Raw genomic sequence first — 13,925 nt, forward strand, 5'->3', positions numbered from 1 at the left:
AAAGAAGTGGATAAATAAAAAACAGTCCCTTGAAATTAAAGGACTGTTGGGGGCATTGTTATACAAATTTATTGCGGGGCTTTCGTTTGAAGCAATTTTATCCCCATTCCAATAAATATTATTCCGGTTATCTTATTGAGGATCATTCCTACCTTTTGGTTTCCTCTTAGTTTTTTAGTAATATACGAAGAGAAATAAGCAACAAATAAACACCATAGTAGTCCAGTTGCTGTAAAAGTAAGTCCTAAAATTAAAAAAGGAATAGGACCTGACGCCTTCACATCGATAAACTGTGGGAGAAACGCAATAAAAAATAAAGAAACTTTTGGATTCGTTAGACTTGTTAAGAGTCCCTGAATATAAATTTTTCTTATGTTTAAATGATTTGAGGACGCCTCGAATCCTAAGTTTGACTTATCCAGTATCATTCTAATCCCTAGATAAACGAGATAAATAACACCAATGATTTTAATAGTATTAAATAACACAATAGATTTAGTAAGTATGAGCGATAAGCCAAAAGAAACGAATAACGTATGAATGAAGGAGCCAGTAATAATACCAAACACAGAGTAAATACCAGCTTTTCTACCTTGCGAAATACTTCTACCGACAATATACATGGTGTCCGCACCAGGGATTAAATTCAATAAAATCCCTGTTAATAAAAACATTTCATAATTAATAATACCGTACATTTAAAGCACCTCTATCTCTTTTTTGGGGGTGCCCTTATCGATATTAAAGTAAATGAATGAAAAATAAAAGCTTTTTTTACAAGTGATAAAAGTGGTTTTCACAGGACAATACGAGTAATACGAAATAATCTGCGACATAGAAAAAAAGAAATAGACATATTCGTCTATTTCCTCTTCCATAGCTTTTAATTTTGCTTTATGTTTAGCTTTTGGAATTGAGTGATACTGCTCGTATCGACACATTCTACAAGAGCAATGATTGCAGAAGTACAAAGCCGTGTTTATGCAATGAATTATCGCATTAAGGAATACAAGCAAAAGATTGTAGAAGTGCAAAAAACGCATTACTTACGTGATTGGGGTTGCGATGTTGTGACTGCTAGATGGTAATAGCATGCGAGCAATTTTCAAGTACATGAAACTATCTAATTTTTAGAGTAAGGAATAGTATTTTGGGATAGATGTTGAAGTAATCGGAAGGTTGCTTCTTTTTATTGCTTTTTTATACCACCAACTAACAGCACAGGTTAGTTAAACAAGGAGATTTATTGGTAATTGTAGAATAATTAAATATAATCTTCTATATTGTATTTTCAAACTGTTACTAAATTTGATAGGAGTGACTACAATTGCGTATTGAAAATAACGAAATATACCCACATTGCCCATTTATCACTAGAACGGTGGAAGTTGGCGGCCTTACTAAATCACAGCTTATTCAGAAATTGCAACAGTACTCTATCTTGATGAATGAGTATGGAGAGAAGTTATTTACTGCTGATAAATTTACAACTTCTGATAAGAAGTACAGCCTTCAGACTGTTGAACTAACTGTTGGAGACCTTGGCTTTCCTGATGGAGCTAATACGGATCGAATCTTTAAAAGAGCTGAGGAACTTGGTTTGAAATTGTGTCCGCTTGAGCTAGGACCTTATCTAAGGATGGAGTATCTGGATCAAACTGAAGGTTGTTCAGGGGATTCTTTACAGCAACAACAAGCTCCATCTGGCTCCATAACAATAGCATCCGAAAAACTAACTGAAGACGATAATTTTCCGAAAGGTTTTTATCTTAGACGAATTAACGGTATTTTATGGCTTCGTGGATACCGGGCTGATCATCTACACATTTGGAACCCTAACGATTATTTTATCTTTTGTCAAAAAAACACGACAGAAAAAGAATAAGGAATTTGGAAATGTGAATAAGGTAAATGCGTTGTGATTTGAGAAATTTATAATTCCATCATTTCCATTTCTGATATGGTTCAAAGGCTGACAATGATTGTCAGCCTCTTGCTAGAAAAATAATAAGTAATAGCTCATAAAATAAAAAGGATTAGATTGTCCTGACAGCCCTTAGCTTTATAACGGGGAATATCCGAGCCTACTTAGAGCTAATGCCATTTGATAGTATCCCCTACTATTAGGATGAATTCCTCCTGATGATAGTAAAGCTTTTTCATTCCCCTTAAATACACTATAGATATCAGCTACTTTAACATTCAATTCCCGACCAAAACGGTTAATTAATGAATTAAACGCTCGAATGCCCTCGTCTGCTATAGGAATATCGCTAAATGGATTGTATAAATTCTGTAACCGTAAAATATATTTTTCTTGTTTGTCTAGATGATGAATTTTTTCTAATATTTTTGAGATGTTTTTCCCTGATTGCTTAATAGCATAAGATATACTTTCTTCGTTGTTATTTATTAGAAATTCTTTAGCAGCGTTTATTAAATCATTCCCCCCAGCTGTTATCGTGATGATATTTGCACACTTTACAGCTTCCATCACAATCGGCGCATTAAGCATAGCTAAAACATTCTCTGTCGTTGCTCCTGACCTTGCATGTTTTTGATAAGAAATACGCTTTTTTAAAATTTGCTGGCTTAGATATCTATAATATTCAACATATCCAGGGTCTAAAAACGGGACGCCGATACTTACAGTAAGAGAATCGCCTATCGCAAGATAACGTAAATGATTGAAATCCATAATTCACCTCAACTTATTAGTTATGTTCTTATAATATTCAGTAAAAGATGAATGTGGAAACGATCCTAGACAAAGTAAGAAATAAGCGGGGTCAAACAGTAAAATGTAATTGAATCGATAAAAGTTGAGGAAAAGCCACGAAAAGAGTATGAAAATCAACTCAAAATAATTCTGTGAGGTTGCAGAAGTGCTCAGACCGCCGAGGTCACTTGAAAAACAATCCCCACTATTCGGCTGGATAGCAAACGATTAAAAGAAGGACAACAAACAAAGCCTAAAACTATTGATGACTACTTAACAAATGGCATTTACTAGGTGAAGTCATGCAAGCAACACAGCTCGGATTAGAACTTGGTTTAATGGGTCACTGTTACTTATTACCCTTCAAAAATAACAAAAAGCAGATGACAGTAGTTCAATTCAACATTGGTTGCAAAGGGATGATTGATCTTGCGAGACGTAGTGGTCATATCCTGTCGATTAATGCTCATGCAGTATACGAGAAAGACAAGTTTGAGTAGGAATTAGGGTTAGATCCTAAATTAAAACACAAGCTTTGCATGGCCGTAGATGAAGGTGATTTTGTAGGTGATTATAGGGTAGCTTATTTCAAAGGTGTACGAAACGTGTGGAAGACCTACGATAGTGTGGAAATGTGACGAGGGCACAGTGCCAAAACGTGAAATGAAAGACATCACACGAAAAACTGAGTTTTCGTTGATGCACCTGAATGTGAAGTAGAAAATCAAGTGCATGAATAACATACCGCACAAATTCTCCTGTAGGAATAACCAAACAGGAGAAGAATAAATCAGACGCTCGGTACTAGATTACATAACTAGGTAACCAAACTATTGAATTATCAAGTGAGTGGTAGTTTTGCAGTATTCGAGAGGATAGAGTTTTCTATAGAAGACCACCATTAGTACATTATTTATCTAGCTTTTCAGCTATACTTTTTAGAATTTGAGTTTGTTCATTATGTATGCGAACCAAACTCCAAATACTAAGGGGACAACATAGAAAATTATTAGAAAAAGAATCGGTAAAAAGGCAAGAAATATTTCCGTAATTGTATAAAAACATCCTTGTTGGATTTTTACACCTTAATATTTTGCGTTTTAAATGTCAACTCGCCGATAGAATATTTCTAGTATTTGTGGGTTTTGTACATAAGTCCGAAGTTGAAAATTTGAATATTCGACACAAGGGGAAGCGAATCATAAAAGTATTTCAGCAAAATATTTTAGGAGGGGAGGATGAAATGATCTCAGATGTACCTGTGATTTTTATTCCATTTCTCCGTGCTTCATATAAAACTCTATTGCTTGAGTAAACCATTTCTGTTCATCCTCATTGAAAGGAGAAGTTGTCATCTTTTCAAGTTCTTGAATATCCAGTTCTTCCAAATTAGTATCAGCTATATTAAATCGTCACCAAGAAATGAAAAAATGGAATCTAAATAGTTTTTGACCATCTCTTGTACTTTGGAGTTATCTATAGGTTTACCATATAATTGTTTCATTTCTTTAGAAAATTGAATAAATGTTTTATCCAAGATAATTTTATCTTCCCCTGATTTGATTGAAAGCTCTTCTGCGATGTCTGTTAAACGATGACGTTCCATCCATTCTTCATGTTTATGTTCTACTTTCATATTGTAGATAAGGCTAAATAATATCGTACTATCTACTTCTCCTTCTTCTTCGAGTAACTTTATTACTCTTTTAATTGCTTGTATTGATTGTTCAATTTTTTCCTTTTCACTTACTAAAGCATTTAAATGAAGTGATAAACTTTCATTCAAATCAACGTTAAAACTCGACTCATTTAACAAAATTGCTATTTTATCTAGACGATACCCTAGAAATTTTAGGCTTATAATTTTTTGTAAAGTAATAATATCTTGAAAATAGTAAGTGCGATGCCCAGAAGAAGGATTCTTTTCGGGTTGTAATAAACCAATTTCAACATAGTAATGCAAAGTAGGTATTGGCATTCCTGTCTTTTCTGAAAATTCACCAATAGAAAACTTGCTATCCTTATTCATCAAAATTCCTCCTATCAAAAGTATAGCTTTATCATATAACCTAAAGTAACTTGAGGTTCAAGGGGAAATTTTAAAAAATTCTTGAATAATTGTTGTAAAAGTACAATGGTGCATATGTTACATTCGTTTACTTCGTGCATTAAGTAAACAAATGAGAGATAATTGGAGGTAGGAGGTGATGTAAATATTTCCCTAACTTGGTATTTGTCATATCCTTTATATTAGGGAGGGAGAGACAGACTGACGACCGACCTGCGCTTGGTAGACTAGTTTGGAGCGTGACAAACTTGGCCGGCTCATATTTATGTGACTTAATTAGTATAAGAGTCTAAAAGTGATATGTAACTAGTATCTATTAAACATAATAATTCTTGGGGTGAAAAAAATGGCAGTATTAAATACAGTAAACGAAGCATTAAAATTCTTTAACGAACAATTTCCAGAAGGTTCTTCTTATAGAGGAGCTGATGAAGCCCAAATTGCACAGGGGCGAGTTTTCGCAGGGCGAGCAGTTCCGGGAGTTGGTTTACAACGCATGGGATGGCAAATTCAATTCTTGACAACGCTTTTCGACAAAATTGGTCCAAATCATTCAGATTCTTACCGAGTGATGAGTGCAATCGTTCATAACTTAAATATCTTCTATACAACACCTATTCATACTAAAGCGGAGGCCACAATTGAAATTCCGAGTGGTAGTACAGCTTGGGAAGCTGGGGTTGTTGAAATTGATCCAGGTTATCCAATTATGTTAGTAGCATTATCTATGCTTCGTAAATCAACTCATGCGTATAATAATTTAGGTGTAAATGGTTCAGGAGATTCACAAGCGTACTTGAATACAGCACTTACTCGACACTATCAAAAAATACTATATCACTGCCAAAATTCGGGTCACGGTAAAACTCTTATGACTGATCCGGGATCATTTGGTACAACAAATCCAACTGTTCGTTCATTCAAAACAGCTGATGGATCAACTTTTAAAGTGGCTAACGGTGTTGTTAATACTACGTATGCGATGTTAGGTTCTTTAGCTTACTACCATGACGTTGTTCTTGGCCATTCTCAAACTGAAGTTGAAAATGATCCTCTTTATACAAATATTTTTAACGCTGGAGTTAACTTGATTCACGCTTTTGGTAACACTGTTGATTCGGATTCTGTTTCGATTGCAATTGGTGGTGGTGCTAAAGGTACTACTTGGGCACAATTGCGAGCACCGTATGTTTCATCAGGATATGATTCATATGTAGGTGCATCTCTTGTTTGGTTAGGTCATGGTATTGTTCCAACAAATAATATTTATGCACTTACAGAATCGACTCTAGTTACTTCAGCTAAAAAACTAAGCAATTATTACAAGAATTATGTACTTGCTAACCAATCAAATGCTTTGATGGCTATGATCCCATTAACTAATGGCTCACCAGCTACTTTATCTGGGTCTACTTTCACGGCTGCAAAAACATTCTTTGGGACTCAAACGCCAACTAGTGACGAGGTTTTAAACCTTACAGGGCTAATTAATGATCATCCGTATTCAACAGGATATTTATATACATTCGCTAATAACGGAGATTCAGATTTTATTAACAAAGTCGATAAAGCGGTACGAGAATCTGGCGAAGGTTTATGGAGAAGTACAGTTGAAATGGGGACAACTTCTTCAATCGTTGCTTATGGTCGACGAGGTGAAGCGGCTGGACATCGTACATTATCTGGTTTAGCCGGACTTCTTCAACGTGGTATCCCAACAGTGACAAACGGGCAGTAATATCTAATTAAGTACATTACCTAGTCTGAAATACGGAAAAACATTCAGTCATGTTCATTTGAGCGTGACTGTTCTTTTGCTCTGAAAAGTGAGTGTCGAGCAGTTTCAATAAGTATAAATGCAGTTTTATAAAATGGATAACCTGTTAAAACCACTCATTTAAAAATAAAAATGAGTGGTTTTAAGATTAGCTATTTTTTGATATCGCACCTGCTCGATGCTTTTATATTTTTATGTTTAATAATGGTACCCCAATTAAAAGATTTTATATGAGTTTATATGGCATATAGTTAAAAATAATATAAATTCTTTTTTATGAATCACCTCTATTAATCAAGTCATTTTTTTACTTCACTAAAATCATTAAATCAAAAATACCGCCAAATTAATAACGTCTATTTTACTTTCGCGCGGAGAGTAACTGTTGCAAAGGTATTAGGTGATGATCTAAATATAAAGAAATTCACCAAGGCTGGGTCATCATGAGAATTAGAACGATTGGTGCTGATGATACGGAGAGAGGTTGGAAAGGTGCAGCGAAGAGCAAGGCTAATCAATCAACAGGACCACATAGCTTTTCTCGAATGTCGTGGATGTCCGAAATGGAAAGTTAATGATCCAACCAAGAAATGCAGGAAATACAAGACTTATAGGCAACTACGGAACAGTGAGGAGGAGCTTGAGCAGATTAGTCGTTTGCATAGGGGGCAATGTGGAAATTTGAAAGAAAATGTTCAGTAAAAATAAAAAGTGGCTAACTGCATGTGGGTAAGAATCCGAAAAGCGACTGAGCAAAGCTATTGGTATACAGACCAAATAGGAGTAGAAATTCAAGTAATAGAAATTCACAACGATCGTTCAGAAGGAATCTGGACAGTAAATGACAGGGGAATACAATAAATGTATAGCCAAGAGAGAGTGTGAGCCAGCAACGTAAATTAGAAAGATATTGTGCAATCATATAAAAAAGCATTGCAACAAAGCAATGCTAAGTTCGAGGAATTCTTGACAACTTTACTACATTAAAAACAAAACCTATTAATCCGCAAATAAAGAAAATATATGCTACTAGAATTGACATAGCTTCTAAGTTGTTAGTAAAAATTCTATATCCTCCTAAAGTAAATAATGCCAAATCAAAAACCGAGCTAAGTAATGTTTTATTCTTTACAGACAAAAAAACACCTCCAAATAATGGTATGATTTATAGTTTATGGTTATAGGTTAACATAGATTAAGTTTTTAGTTAACCTATTCTATTTTTTTATTGGAGAGTGTCGCAAAAACAAAGAACCTTAATGAAATATGAGAATTAAACGAAAATAGAGCGATTATAATATCGCTCTAAAAAATTCAAAAAATCCCATGTCCATCGGAATAGCCCAAATAAAGAATCCAAGTAGGGCAATAGGAACAAGTAATAAATTATAAATCTTAATAGGTAATATTTTTCCGAGTAAGGTTTTATAAATCGCTACACAAACCACCATTATAACAGGTAGTAATAATATAGGCGGAATAAAACAAAGCAGTCTTCCGATAAAGTATATACCTGGAAATATGTCCAAAAACATATCCGTTAAATCACCTCGTTATGTTATTTATGTAAATTGTAACATAAAAAAAGCAGCAGCGTTTGCAGGTGCTGTAGCTAAGAATTGGTTTGTTTAGCGGAGTGTGGGATGATGAAAGAACAACTAATTAAACAATGCAACGTAACCAATTTTTAAATATGATGTACATTGCTAAAGACGGTAATGTGTCAAAAAGACGTATAAAAATCATTAAGATTGTTGGTGATTCATTTCAAGCTTACTGTTTCAGTAAACAGGTAAAACGTACATTTATGATTGAAAGTGTGTTGGCAGTTGTTCCAGTCTTCCACAAGGAGCGCGAGGTCGTATGATAAATGCGGAGCAAAGAAAACTTCTTCATAAATTTGTCGTTTATGATATGGCTGTACAATCATTACAGCGTGATTATAAAGCGATTGAAACATTAAAAATGAGCAAAATAAATTTGCCAATCCTTGATAATTTATTAAAAGCAGTCACTAACGATTATTACAACTTAAAGCGCTTGTTGGCAAAAGACAAAATTAAAGTAGTAAAGTGGGAAAAGAATATTGAATACTTAGTGATTTGACCGTTGCCACAGCTGGCGAAGACCTAGTGTTGACGTATGCAAATCGAGCACTGAAAACACAGGTAGAAAAGTTATTGATTAGTCACCAATAAAAAAAGCCACTCATTTGAGTGACCTTTATGTGCCTCCACGATATTTAGTGTGGATAGTATTACTTATTTTAAATTATCAACCGCGTATTTAGCTTCTTCTGGAGTAAATTTTTCTCCGTGTTCTGAAATTAATTGATCATAAATAGCAGAATCTGACATACTCATCATTTCTGCGTATGATTTTGCTTTTTTCAATGCGTTTTCTTTCCAATCAAATACAAGGTTATCTATAGCATATTTAGCTGCTTCTACAGGGAAATTCTCTCCATGTTCAGAAGTCAACTGGTCATAAATCCCTGCTTTTGACATTTGCATAGTTTTTGCATATTGCTCGGCTTTCTTTAAAGCCGATTTATATTCTCTAGGAACACTTTCCTCTTTAGCCTTAGCTTCGTCTTTAACTTTAGTTTTTTCATCAGCATTAGTTTTTTCAGCCTCAGCAGATACAGGTTTTTGCTCATCTTTATTAGAGGCATCATTTGACGAATCTGTGCCGCATCCAGCTAAACCTAGACTTAATACTAACGCTGCGCTAAAAATTAGTTTTTTCTTCATTTGTAAAGTAGTCTCCTTTGTATATGTTGTTAGTTCTATTAAATTATATCAATATTGGAATGTATTGTCAGTATTGATTTTGGTACATAAAGATTAGAATTTACAAATACTAAAGCATGGACATCGAGACTATACACATTAAAGTTACTAATTACTTCGGATAAAAGTTAAAACTAATTGTGACTTTAAATCACTCATTTAAGAAATAGAAAATGAGTGATTTTTTTATAATTTGATATTAATAAAATTGCACCTGCTCAATGCTTTTGTATTTTTTGATTAAAATAACGGTACCCCAGAAAGTACCCCAATTAAAAGATTTTATACGAGTTTATATGGAATAAAAATAAATATAAAATAAATTTGTTTTTATACTAATACAAACAGAAAAATGTTATGAAATTATGGAAAAAGCAACGTTTAAAGCAACTGATAAAATGACTCATTTTAAAAAAGCTCTTGAGTTTTATGCATGTGAAAATAATCATTTCAGAGTTGATATGTATGCAGAATCAATTGTTATGCAAGATGCAGGTAAAGTAGCACGTAAAGCACTAGGTGGTGAAACACATGAATGAACAGTTTCTAATCGATCAACTCATTTTGTATTTAGGTCAACGCCAGCGCTTTGGCGGTAAGCATAACGAAATCATGGCTTATAAGCGTTTGGATCAAATGAGAGCTTTAGTCGGGCTAAGAGATACTGAAGAGGCTACGGATTATCTTATTTCAAAAATGAAAGGGGCTATGGCTGCATGAGTAGAGAGATTAAGTTTCGGGCTTGGGATAAAACATACAACTTTATGTCTTACAAAGTGCTAGTAGGTAATACGGATTCGAAAGATGAAAATTACACAGCTCATTGTATGTGGGTAGAGCCAGAAAATGTGGATTATGACCGAAAACCAGGTTGGATGAATTTTGATGAACATTCGGAAGTAATTCTTATGCAATACACAGGCTTAAAGGACAAGAACGGTATGGGGATTTTAGGGGGATATTGTAAAAGTTGAAATACCTGTGGTTTCAGTAAACGAGGATTTCATTGGTCAAGTAAAAATGTCCGAAGGTTGTTGGTGGGTTGATAACGGAAGTGACGCAATTTCTTTGTGGTCAGAGATAAATGAAATTACTGTATTAGGCAACATTTACGAAAACCCTGAATTGCTGGAGGTAACAGCATGAAAGAATACGCGCTTTATAAGGGTGTTCAGATGGTGGCTATAGGAACAGTGAAAGAGATAGCTGCAGATCGTGGTGTAGAACCATCTACAATTAGGTTTTATCAAACTAGAGCTTATCAAAGACGTTCAAAAAGCAAAGAAAATAACAGATTACAGCTCGTTAAGCTTGAGGATTAAGGATGTGGAAATATGAACACTTTAACATTTGAAATACCAGGTGATGTACAGGCACAACAAAGACCACGAGCGACACGAAATGGCGCATTCGATCCAAAGGAATCCAAAGACTATAAATCATTCGTGAGATTGGTAGCTTCACAAGTAGCACCAGAGACGCTTATTACCGAGGAAATTAAGTTGAACATTGATGTGTATCGAAAGATGCCAAAAGCTATCAGTAACAGTAAGAAAAAGCTTCAGCAAGCACTAGATGGAACATTACGACCAACAACTAAACCAGACATCGATAATCTAGCGAAGGGCATTAAAGACGGTCTGAGTAAGGTTATATGGCATGACGATAGCCAAGTGACTGAGTTGGTTGCTCGTAAGTGGTACTCAGATAATCCAAGAGCAGAGGTGACGATTGAATGGGCAGAAAAGTAGCTGAGAAGTACATTTTATTTACTGGTGATGCTCACGAAAATATGAAATTCGATTTTACTCATAAGCAGATTGAGATATTTATAAGCCTGTGGAATGCTGGTCTGCCAATAGATAGAATCGCAAAAAGGTTTTTAATCAGTCATGCAAATGTAGCTTTAATTGTTATGGACCTTGAAATGGCCGGACGGATTGGACCTAGGGTTGGTGGATTATTAGGCAAACAGAAAGTGGTTAGTTGAAAGATATTATGCAGGAAGGAGAATTACTTATGAGAGTGTCAAAAGAAATTCAAGAAGCGATTAAAGTAGCAGGAGAGTCATTTCAAATAGCGAGAGAAAATGAAAAGATTGTTAGAGATTTGCTGGATAGCAAAGGGTACTACGAAAATGATACAGTGGAAGACCTATATATTGACTGTATTGAAAATGGAGGTAACTCTCCAAATACCTTTATTAAGTTTCTTAAATCGTACTAAACAATATGAAAGATATTGTACAGGAGGGTGAAAAATGAAAAAACCGAAATTCTATAACGGTAGACCAATAATTCAACCTGGAGAAATTTACGAGGTTGACGGAATTGACTACAAAGTTATTACAGCTACTTCTGAAATAATTGCTGATAACGCAGATGGTCTTACTATGACAGAACTTGTGTATTGGTTAGATAACGTAGAAACAAAAGAGCGTTCGTACATGTGGAAATCCGAACTGGAATCAAAATTTAAGAATATTTGAAAGAAATTGTTCAGTAAAGTTATTTATCTTTTTGAGGTTTTACAAAGAATGAAATGAAAATAACAAAAACGCCCATAGAAATGTATATTAGTGCAACAGATTTATTTGGAATAGATGAATTGTATTCGAAGGTACCTGATACTCTGCTCCATCCGCGTGAAAATAAAAAGGTGCCTAAGAAAAATATAATCCATCCCATTGTAGACATTGTTTTCATTGCATAACAACTCCCTGATATATATAGGTTAATAACCTATATAAGGATAACATAATTAGGTAATATTTGAAAATATGGATTGATTCAATTACTGCACAATATGAGGAAAGAAACTATACAAAGGGTCACTGAGTTGGAGTGACCCTAAATGAGAGGGAGGCCGCGATGGTCAACCAACACCACAGCCTAATAAGTGTGTGCGTTACACTCTACATCAGAGTGTGCAAATTAAAGTTACCTATACATTAAAAAAGCCGCAGCGTGGTCACAAGTTACATCGAATAAAGCGTGTAGGAAGGTTAAATTATGTATCGGCGGGATAGCATAGTGCAAAAACAAACTGGGACGATGCAATGTAACAGGTTGCTATCCCCAATTAAGATATGTCATTTAAGTTGGAAACATAAAAAAACAAGCAACCAATAAAATTGATCGCTTGTTGTTGTACAGCAGTTTGTTAAATATAACCCACATTGAGGGGATATATAACAATACCTATTTATTTAAATGAAATTTTGAGGAACACATTCACGAACACCAGAATTTCTCAAAGAGTTAAATAAAGCTGCACCGATTCTTAATAAAACATTGTTATCTGTTCCATTTTCTAAATCATAAATTACGTAGTATGCATTATCAACTGAAAAAATACATTTTCGTTCTAATTTAAATCCAGGTGGTACAGGTGGAAGAGTAATAACTGGTCGAATCACAGGTGTATCTCCTTCATCTCTAATAAAATTGAAAGTTTGTTGGTCAATCTCATAGATATTAACTGGATCAATCTCCACACCTTGAGCTGGAATTGTAATTTCATCTTCAACTAATAGGAAAAAGCGTTCGTTTCGAAAATTGAAAAGACTTCTCGCTCCAATTTCAAATGATGCCATTTTTATATTCACCTCCTCTTCTAACAATATTTTATTCATATCGAATACAGTTGTTTGGACAATTAGGAAGGTGGAGTGAAGATATAGTAAATATTATTTTTTTAAAACTTATAATTAGCTATGTTGTTTCTGGACCGAAATCAATCCTATAGGGTACTTTTGAGTAAAGTAACTATAAAAGGGTCACTTGGGATAGAAGTGACCCTTAGTAACAAGATTCGGAGGAGTAAGGCTAAATTAGCTTTACATTACTATTAATATGTCGTGATAGCTATATTTGTATAGTGAATTGCCTGTGAAATCAATTTAAAAATAAAAAAGCCGTAGTATCTAACACGCTACAGTAAACTAATGAACAATATGAGCAAAAACACCAACATCTTAAAACACTCTCAGTTACTGGTGGAGAACCTATGATGTCTAAGAAATCCGTTCAAAATTAACATAAAAAAGCCGCAGCGTTTGCAGACGCTACAGCTCAGAATTGGTTTATGCCCTTTGACGGTGCTTAACAAAATTATTATACCACACCGTAGGAGGGCAAACCTATGAAATTACTAACGCAAGACAAGCTAGACGCAATGATTACAGACTACCACTGGATGGTTAACGCCATCAAAGAAATGCGAGCAGAAATGGTTATTGGGGCAAAAACGGCACAGTATGGAATTGAGGCTACACTCCCAAAGGCAGCAGGAGGCGTAGGTGATCCAATTATGCAGGAGGCTATTAGACGTTCGAAAAATATTAAACGTGTTGCAGAGTATGAGAAGAAGCTCTTAGAGGTTCAGAAGCTTCTAGATAATGTTACTGGTGATAGAGAAGTTCAAGTGCTGAACTGGATGTTAGACGGCAAATCTCAACGTTGGATAGGTCAACACATGGCTTTATCAGCAACAAGCATTAAACGAATTAAGGATAACATTGTAAAACAGATGATAGCGTGATGTGGGGCCTTGGCTCCTACGAATTTA

The 13,925-nt window shown here is 34.7% G+C and carries 19 protein-coding genes and 3 pseudogenes; 16 read left to right on the forward strand and 6 right to left on the reverse strand.

Features of this window, described 5'->3' with window-relative positions:
- Positions 1-68: 68 nt before the first annotated feature.
- A complete protein-coding gene (locus ACIQZA_RS17480; protein ID WP_400940526.1) occupies positions 69-698 on the reverse strand; it encodes a LysE family translocator in 630 nt (209 codons plus the stop codon).
- A gap of 255 nt (positions 699-953) precedes the next feature.
- Between ACIQZA_RS17480 and ACIQZA_RS17485 the strand changes: the two genes are divergently transcribed.
- Together ACIQZA_RS17485 and ACIQZA_RS17490 are read left to right on the forward strand one after the other, a co-directional pair.
- Entirely contained in the window at positions 954-1,088 is a 135-nt protein-coding gene (locus ACIQZA_RS17485; RefSeq protein WP_402884362.1) for a hypothetical protein, read from the forward strand.
- Positions 1,089-1,327: 239 nt separating this feature from the next.
- Positions 1,328-1,885 carry a helicase gene (locus ACIQZA_RS17490; RefSeq protein ID WP_402884363.1) on the forward strand — a complete coding sequence of 186 codons (558 nt, stop codon included), beginning with the start codon at positions 1,328-1,330 and terminating at the stop codon, positions 1,883-1,885.
- A gap of 177 nt (positions 1,886-2,062) precedes the next feature.
- On the opposite strand, the gene ACIQZA_RS17495 is transcribed toward ACIQZA_RS17490, so the two are convergent.
- Positions 2,063-2,698 (reverse strand): GDSL-type esterase/lipase family protein, encoded by a 636-nt coding sequence (locus ACIQZA_RS17495; RefSeq protein WP_402884365.1) that lies wholly within the window; start codon positions 2,696-2,698, stop codon positions 2,063-2,065.
- Positions 2,699-3,006: 308 nt separating this feature from the next.
- Here ACIQZA_RS17495 and ACIQZA_RS17500 point away from each other — a divergent pair.
- Positions 3,007-3,312: pseudogene (locus ACIQZA_RS17500) on the forward strand (recombinase RecT); the annotation flags it as partial.
- 675 nt (positions 3,313-3,987) lie between these two features.
- Here ACIQZA_RS17500 and ACIQZA_RS17505 read toward each other — a convergent pair.
- Positions 3,988-4,748: pseudogene (locus tag ACIQZA_RS17505) on the reverse strand (MerR family transcriptional regulator).
- 385 nt (positions 4,749-5,133) lie between these two features.
- Between ACIQZA_RS17505 and ACIQZA_RS17510 the strand changes: the two are divergent.
- The 4 genes from ACIQZA_RS17510 to ACIQZA_RS17525 all read left to right on the forward strand — a co-directional run bounded on the left by ACIQZA_RS17510 (position 5,134) and on the right by ACIQZA_RS17525 (position 8,670).
- Positions 5,134-6,525, forward strand: a complete 1,392-nt coding sequence (locus ACIQZA_RS17510; protein ID WP_402884366.1) for a hypothetical protein — start codon at positions 5,134-5,136, stop codon at positions 6,523-6,525.
- Positions 6,526-7,007: 482 nt separating this feature from the next.
- Complete coding sequence (locus tag ACIQZA_RS17515; protein ID WP_400940535.1) at positions 7,008-7,139, forward strand: hypothetical protein; 132 nt, start codon at positions 7,008-7,010, stop codon at positions 7,137-7,139.
- Between the two features lie 148 nt (positions 7,140-7,287).
- Positions 7,288-7,425 (forward strand): hypothetical protein, encoded by a 138-nt coding sequence (locus ACIQZA_RS17520; RefSeq protein WP_400940537.1) that lies wholly within the window; start codon positions 7,288-7,290, stop codon positions 7,423-7,425.
- Positions 7,426-8,427: 1,002 nt separating this feature from the next.
- Positions 8,428-8,670: a YhjD family protein gene (locus tag ACIQZA_RS17525; protein WP_402884368.1), complete on the forward strand. Its 243-nt coding sequence runs from the start codon at positions 8,428-8,430 to the stop codon at positions 8,668-8,670.
- Positions 8,671-8,825: 155 nt separating this feature from the next.
- Here the strand turns inward: ACIQZA_RS17525 and ACIQZA_RS17530 are convergent, their stop codons facing one another.
- Positions 8,826-9,317 carry an Ltp family lipoprotein gene (locus tag ACIQZA_RS17530; protein ID WP_142510644.1) on the reverse strand — a complete coding sequence of 164 codons (492 nt, stop codon included), beginning with the start codon at positions 9,315-9,317 and terminating at the stop codon, positions 8,826-8,828.
- 404 nt (positions 9,318-9,721) lie between these two features.
- Between ACIQZA_RS17530 and ACIQZA_RS17535 the strand changes: the two genes are divergently transcribed.
- The 8 genes and pseudogenes from ACIQZA_RS17535 (at position 9,722) to ACIQZA_RS17570 (ending at position 11,844) form a co-directional block, all read left to right on the forward strand.
- Positions 9,722-9,895, forward strand: a complete 174-nt coding sequence (locus ACIQZA_RS17535) for a hypothetical protein (RefSeq protein WP_400940542.1) — start codon at positions 9,722-9,724, stop codon at positions 9,893-9,895.
- Complete coding sequence (locus ACIQZA_RS17540; RefSeq protein WP_402884370.1) at positions 9,888-10,076, forward strand: hypothetical protein; 189 nt, start codon at positions 9,888-9,890, stop codon at positions 10,074-10,076. The genes ACIQZA_RS17535 and ACIQZA_RS17540 overlap by 8 nt, the downstream gene beginning before the upstream one ends.
- A 44-nt stretch (positions 10,077-10,120) precedes the next feature.
- Positions 10,121-10,502 (forward strand): annotated as a pseudogene (locus ACIQZA_RS17545) (YopX family protein).
- Positions 10,499-10,678, forward strand: coding sequence for a hypothetical protein (locus tag ACIQZA_RS17550; protein ID WP_402884372.1), 180 nt, complete (start codon positions 10,499-10,501; stop codon positions 10,676-10,678). Before ACIQZA_RS17545 ends, ACIQZA_RS17550 begins: the two are co-directional and overlap by 4 nt.
- Positions 10,679-10,690: 12 nt before the next feature.
- Entirely contained in the window at positions 10,691-11,107 is a 417-nt protein-coding gene (locus ACIQZA_RS17555) for a RusA family crossover junction endodeoxyribonuclease (RefSeq protein WP_402884374.1), read from the forward strand.
- A complete protein-coding gene (locus ACIQZA_RS17560; protein WP_402884375.1) occupies positions 11,092-11,346 on the forward strand; it encodes a hypothetical protein in 255 nt (84 codons plus the stop codon). The genes ACIQZA_RS17555 and ACIQZA_RS17560 overlap by 16 nt, the downstream gene beginning before the upstream one ends.
- Positions 11,347-11,375: 29 nt before the next feature.
- Complete coding sequence (locus ACIQZA_RS17565) at positions 11,376-11,582, forward strand: hypothetical protein (RefSeq protein WP_402884377.1); 207 nt, start codon at positions 11,376-11,378, stop codon at positions 11,580-11,582.
- A gap of 34 nt (positions 11,583-11,616) precedes the next feature.
- Complete coding sequence (locus ACIQZA_RS17570) at positions 11,617-11,844, forward strand: hypothetical protein (protein WP_402884378.1); 228 nt, start codon at positions 11,617-11,619, stop codon at positions 11,842-11,844.
- A gap of 19 nt (positions 11,845-11,863) precedes the next feature.
- On the opposite strand, the gene ACIQZA_RS17575 is transcribed toward ACIQZA_RS17570, so the two are convergent.
- Positions 11,864-12,061, reverse strand: coding sequence for a hypothetical protein (locus ACIQZA_RS17575; protein ID WP_400940557.1), 198 nt, complete (start codon positions 12,059-12,061; stop codon positions 11,864-11,866).
- A 503-nt stretch (positions 12,062-12,564) separates the two neighbouring features.
- Positions 12,565-12,951: a spore coat protein gene (locus ACIQZA_RS17580; RefSeq protein ID WP_400940559.1), complete on the reverse strand. Its 387-nt coding sequence runs from the start codon at positions 12,949-12,951 to the stop codon at positions 12,565-12,567.
- A gap of 548 nt (positions 12,952-13,499) precedes the next feature.
- Between ACIQZA_RS17580 and ACIQZA_RS17585 the strand changes: the two genes are divergently transcribed.
- A complete protein-coding gene (locus ACIQZA_RS17585) occupies positions 13,500-13,898 on the forward strand; it encodes a LuxR C-terminal-related transcriptional regulator (RefSeq protein WP_402884381.1) in 399 nt (132 codons plus the stop codon).
- Positions 13,899-13,925 lie beyond the last annotated feature (27 nt).

The sequence above is a fragment of the Lysinibacillus sp. NPDC096382 genome (genome assembly GCF_044762845.1).
Classification (GTDB): domain Bacteria; phylum Bacillota; class Bacilli; order Bacillales_A; family Planococcaceae; genus Lysinibacillus.

Bases quoted from the DNA above. Each gene is read 5' to 3' on its own strand.
- ACIQZA_RS17480 (WP_400940526.1), bottom strand. From the start codon at position 698: ATGTACGGTATTATTAATTATGAAATGTTTTTATTAACAGGGATTTTA.
- ACIQZA_RS17485 (WP_402884362.1), top strand. From the start codon at position 954: ATGATTGCAGAAGTACAAAGCCGTGTTTATGCAATGAATTATCGCATT.
- ACIQZA_RS17495 (WP_402884365.1), bottom strand. From the start codon at position 2,698: ATGGATTTCAATCATTTACGTTATCTTGCGATAGGCGATTCTCTTACT.
- ACIQZA_RS17510 (WP_402884366.1), top strand. From the start codon at position 5,134: ATGGCAGTATTAAATACAGTAAACGAAGCATTAAAATTCTTTAACGAA.
- ACIQZA_RS17515 (WP_400940535.1), top strand. From the start codon at position 7,008: ATGAGAATTAGAACGATTGGTGCTGATGATACGGAGAGAGGTTGGAAA.
- ACIQZA_RS17520 (WP_400940537.1), top strand. From the start codon at position 7,288: ATGTGGGTAAGAATCCGAAAAGCGACTGAGCAAAGCTATTGGTATACA.
- ACIQZA_RS17525 (WP_402884368.1), top strand. From the start codon at position 8,428: ATGATAAATGCGGAGCAAAGAAAACTTCTTCATAAATTTGTCGTTTAT.
- ACIQZA_RS17530 (WP_142510644.1), bottom strand. From the start codon at position 9,317: ATGAAGAAAAAACTAATTTTTAGCGCAGCGTTAGTATTAAGTCTAGGT.
- ACIQZA_RS17535 (WP_400940542.1), top strand. From the start codon at position 9,722: ATGGAAAAAGCAACGTTTAAAGCAACTGATAAAATGACTCATTTTAAA.
- ACIQZA_RS17540 (WP_402884370.1), top strand. From the start codon at position 9,888: ATGAATGAACAGTTTCTAATCGATCAACTCATTTTGTATTTAGGTCAA.
- ACIQZA_RS17550 (WP_402884372.1), top strand. From the start codon at position 10,499: ATGAAAGAATACGCGCTTTATAAGGGTGTTCAGATGGTGGCTATAGGA.
- ACIQZA_RS17555 (WP_402884374.1), top strand. From the start codon at position 10,691: ATGAACACTTTAACATTTGAAATACCAGGTGATGTACAGGCACAACAA.
- ACIQZA_RS17560 (WP_402884375.1), top strand. From the start codon at position 11,092: ATGGGCAGAAAAGTAGCTGAGAAGTACATTTTATTTACTGGTGATGCT.
- ACIQZA_RS17565 (WP_402884377.1), top strand. From the start codon at position 11,376: ATGAGAGTGTCAAAAGAAATTCAAGAAGCGATTAAAGTAGCAGGAGAG.
- ACIQZA_RS17570 (WP_402884378.1), top strand. From the start codon at position 11,617: ATGAAAAAACCGAAATTCTATAACGGTAGACCAATAATTCAACCTGGA.
- ACIQZA_RS17575 (WP_400940557.1), bottom strand. From the start codon at position 12,061: ATGAAAACAATGTCTACAATGGGATGGATTATATTTTTCTTAGGCACC.
- ACIQZA_RS17580 (WP_400940559.1), bottom strand. From the start codon at position 12,951: ATGGCATCATTTGAAATTGGAGCGAGAAGTCTTTTCAATTTTCGAAAC.
- ACIQZA_RS17585 (WP_402884381.1), top strand. From the start codon at position 13,500: ATGAAATTACTAACGCAAGACAAGCTAGACGCAATGATTACAGACTAC.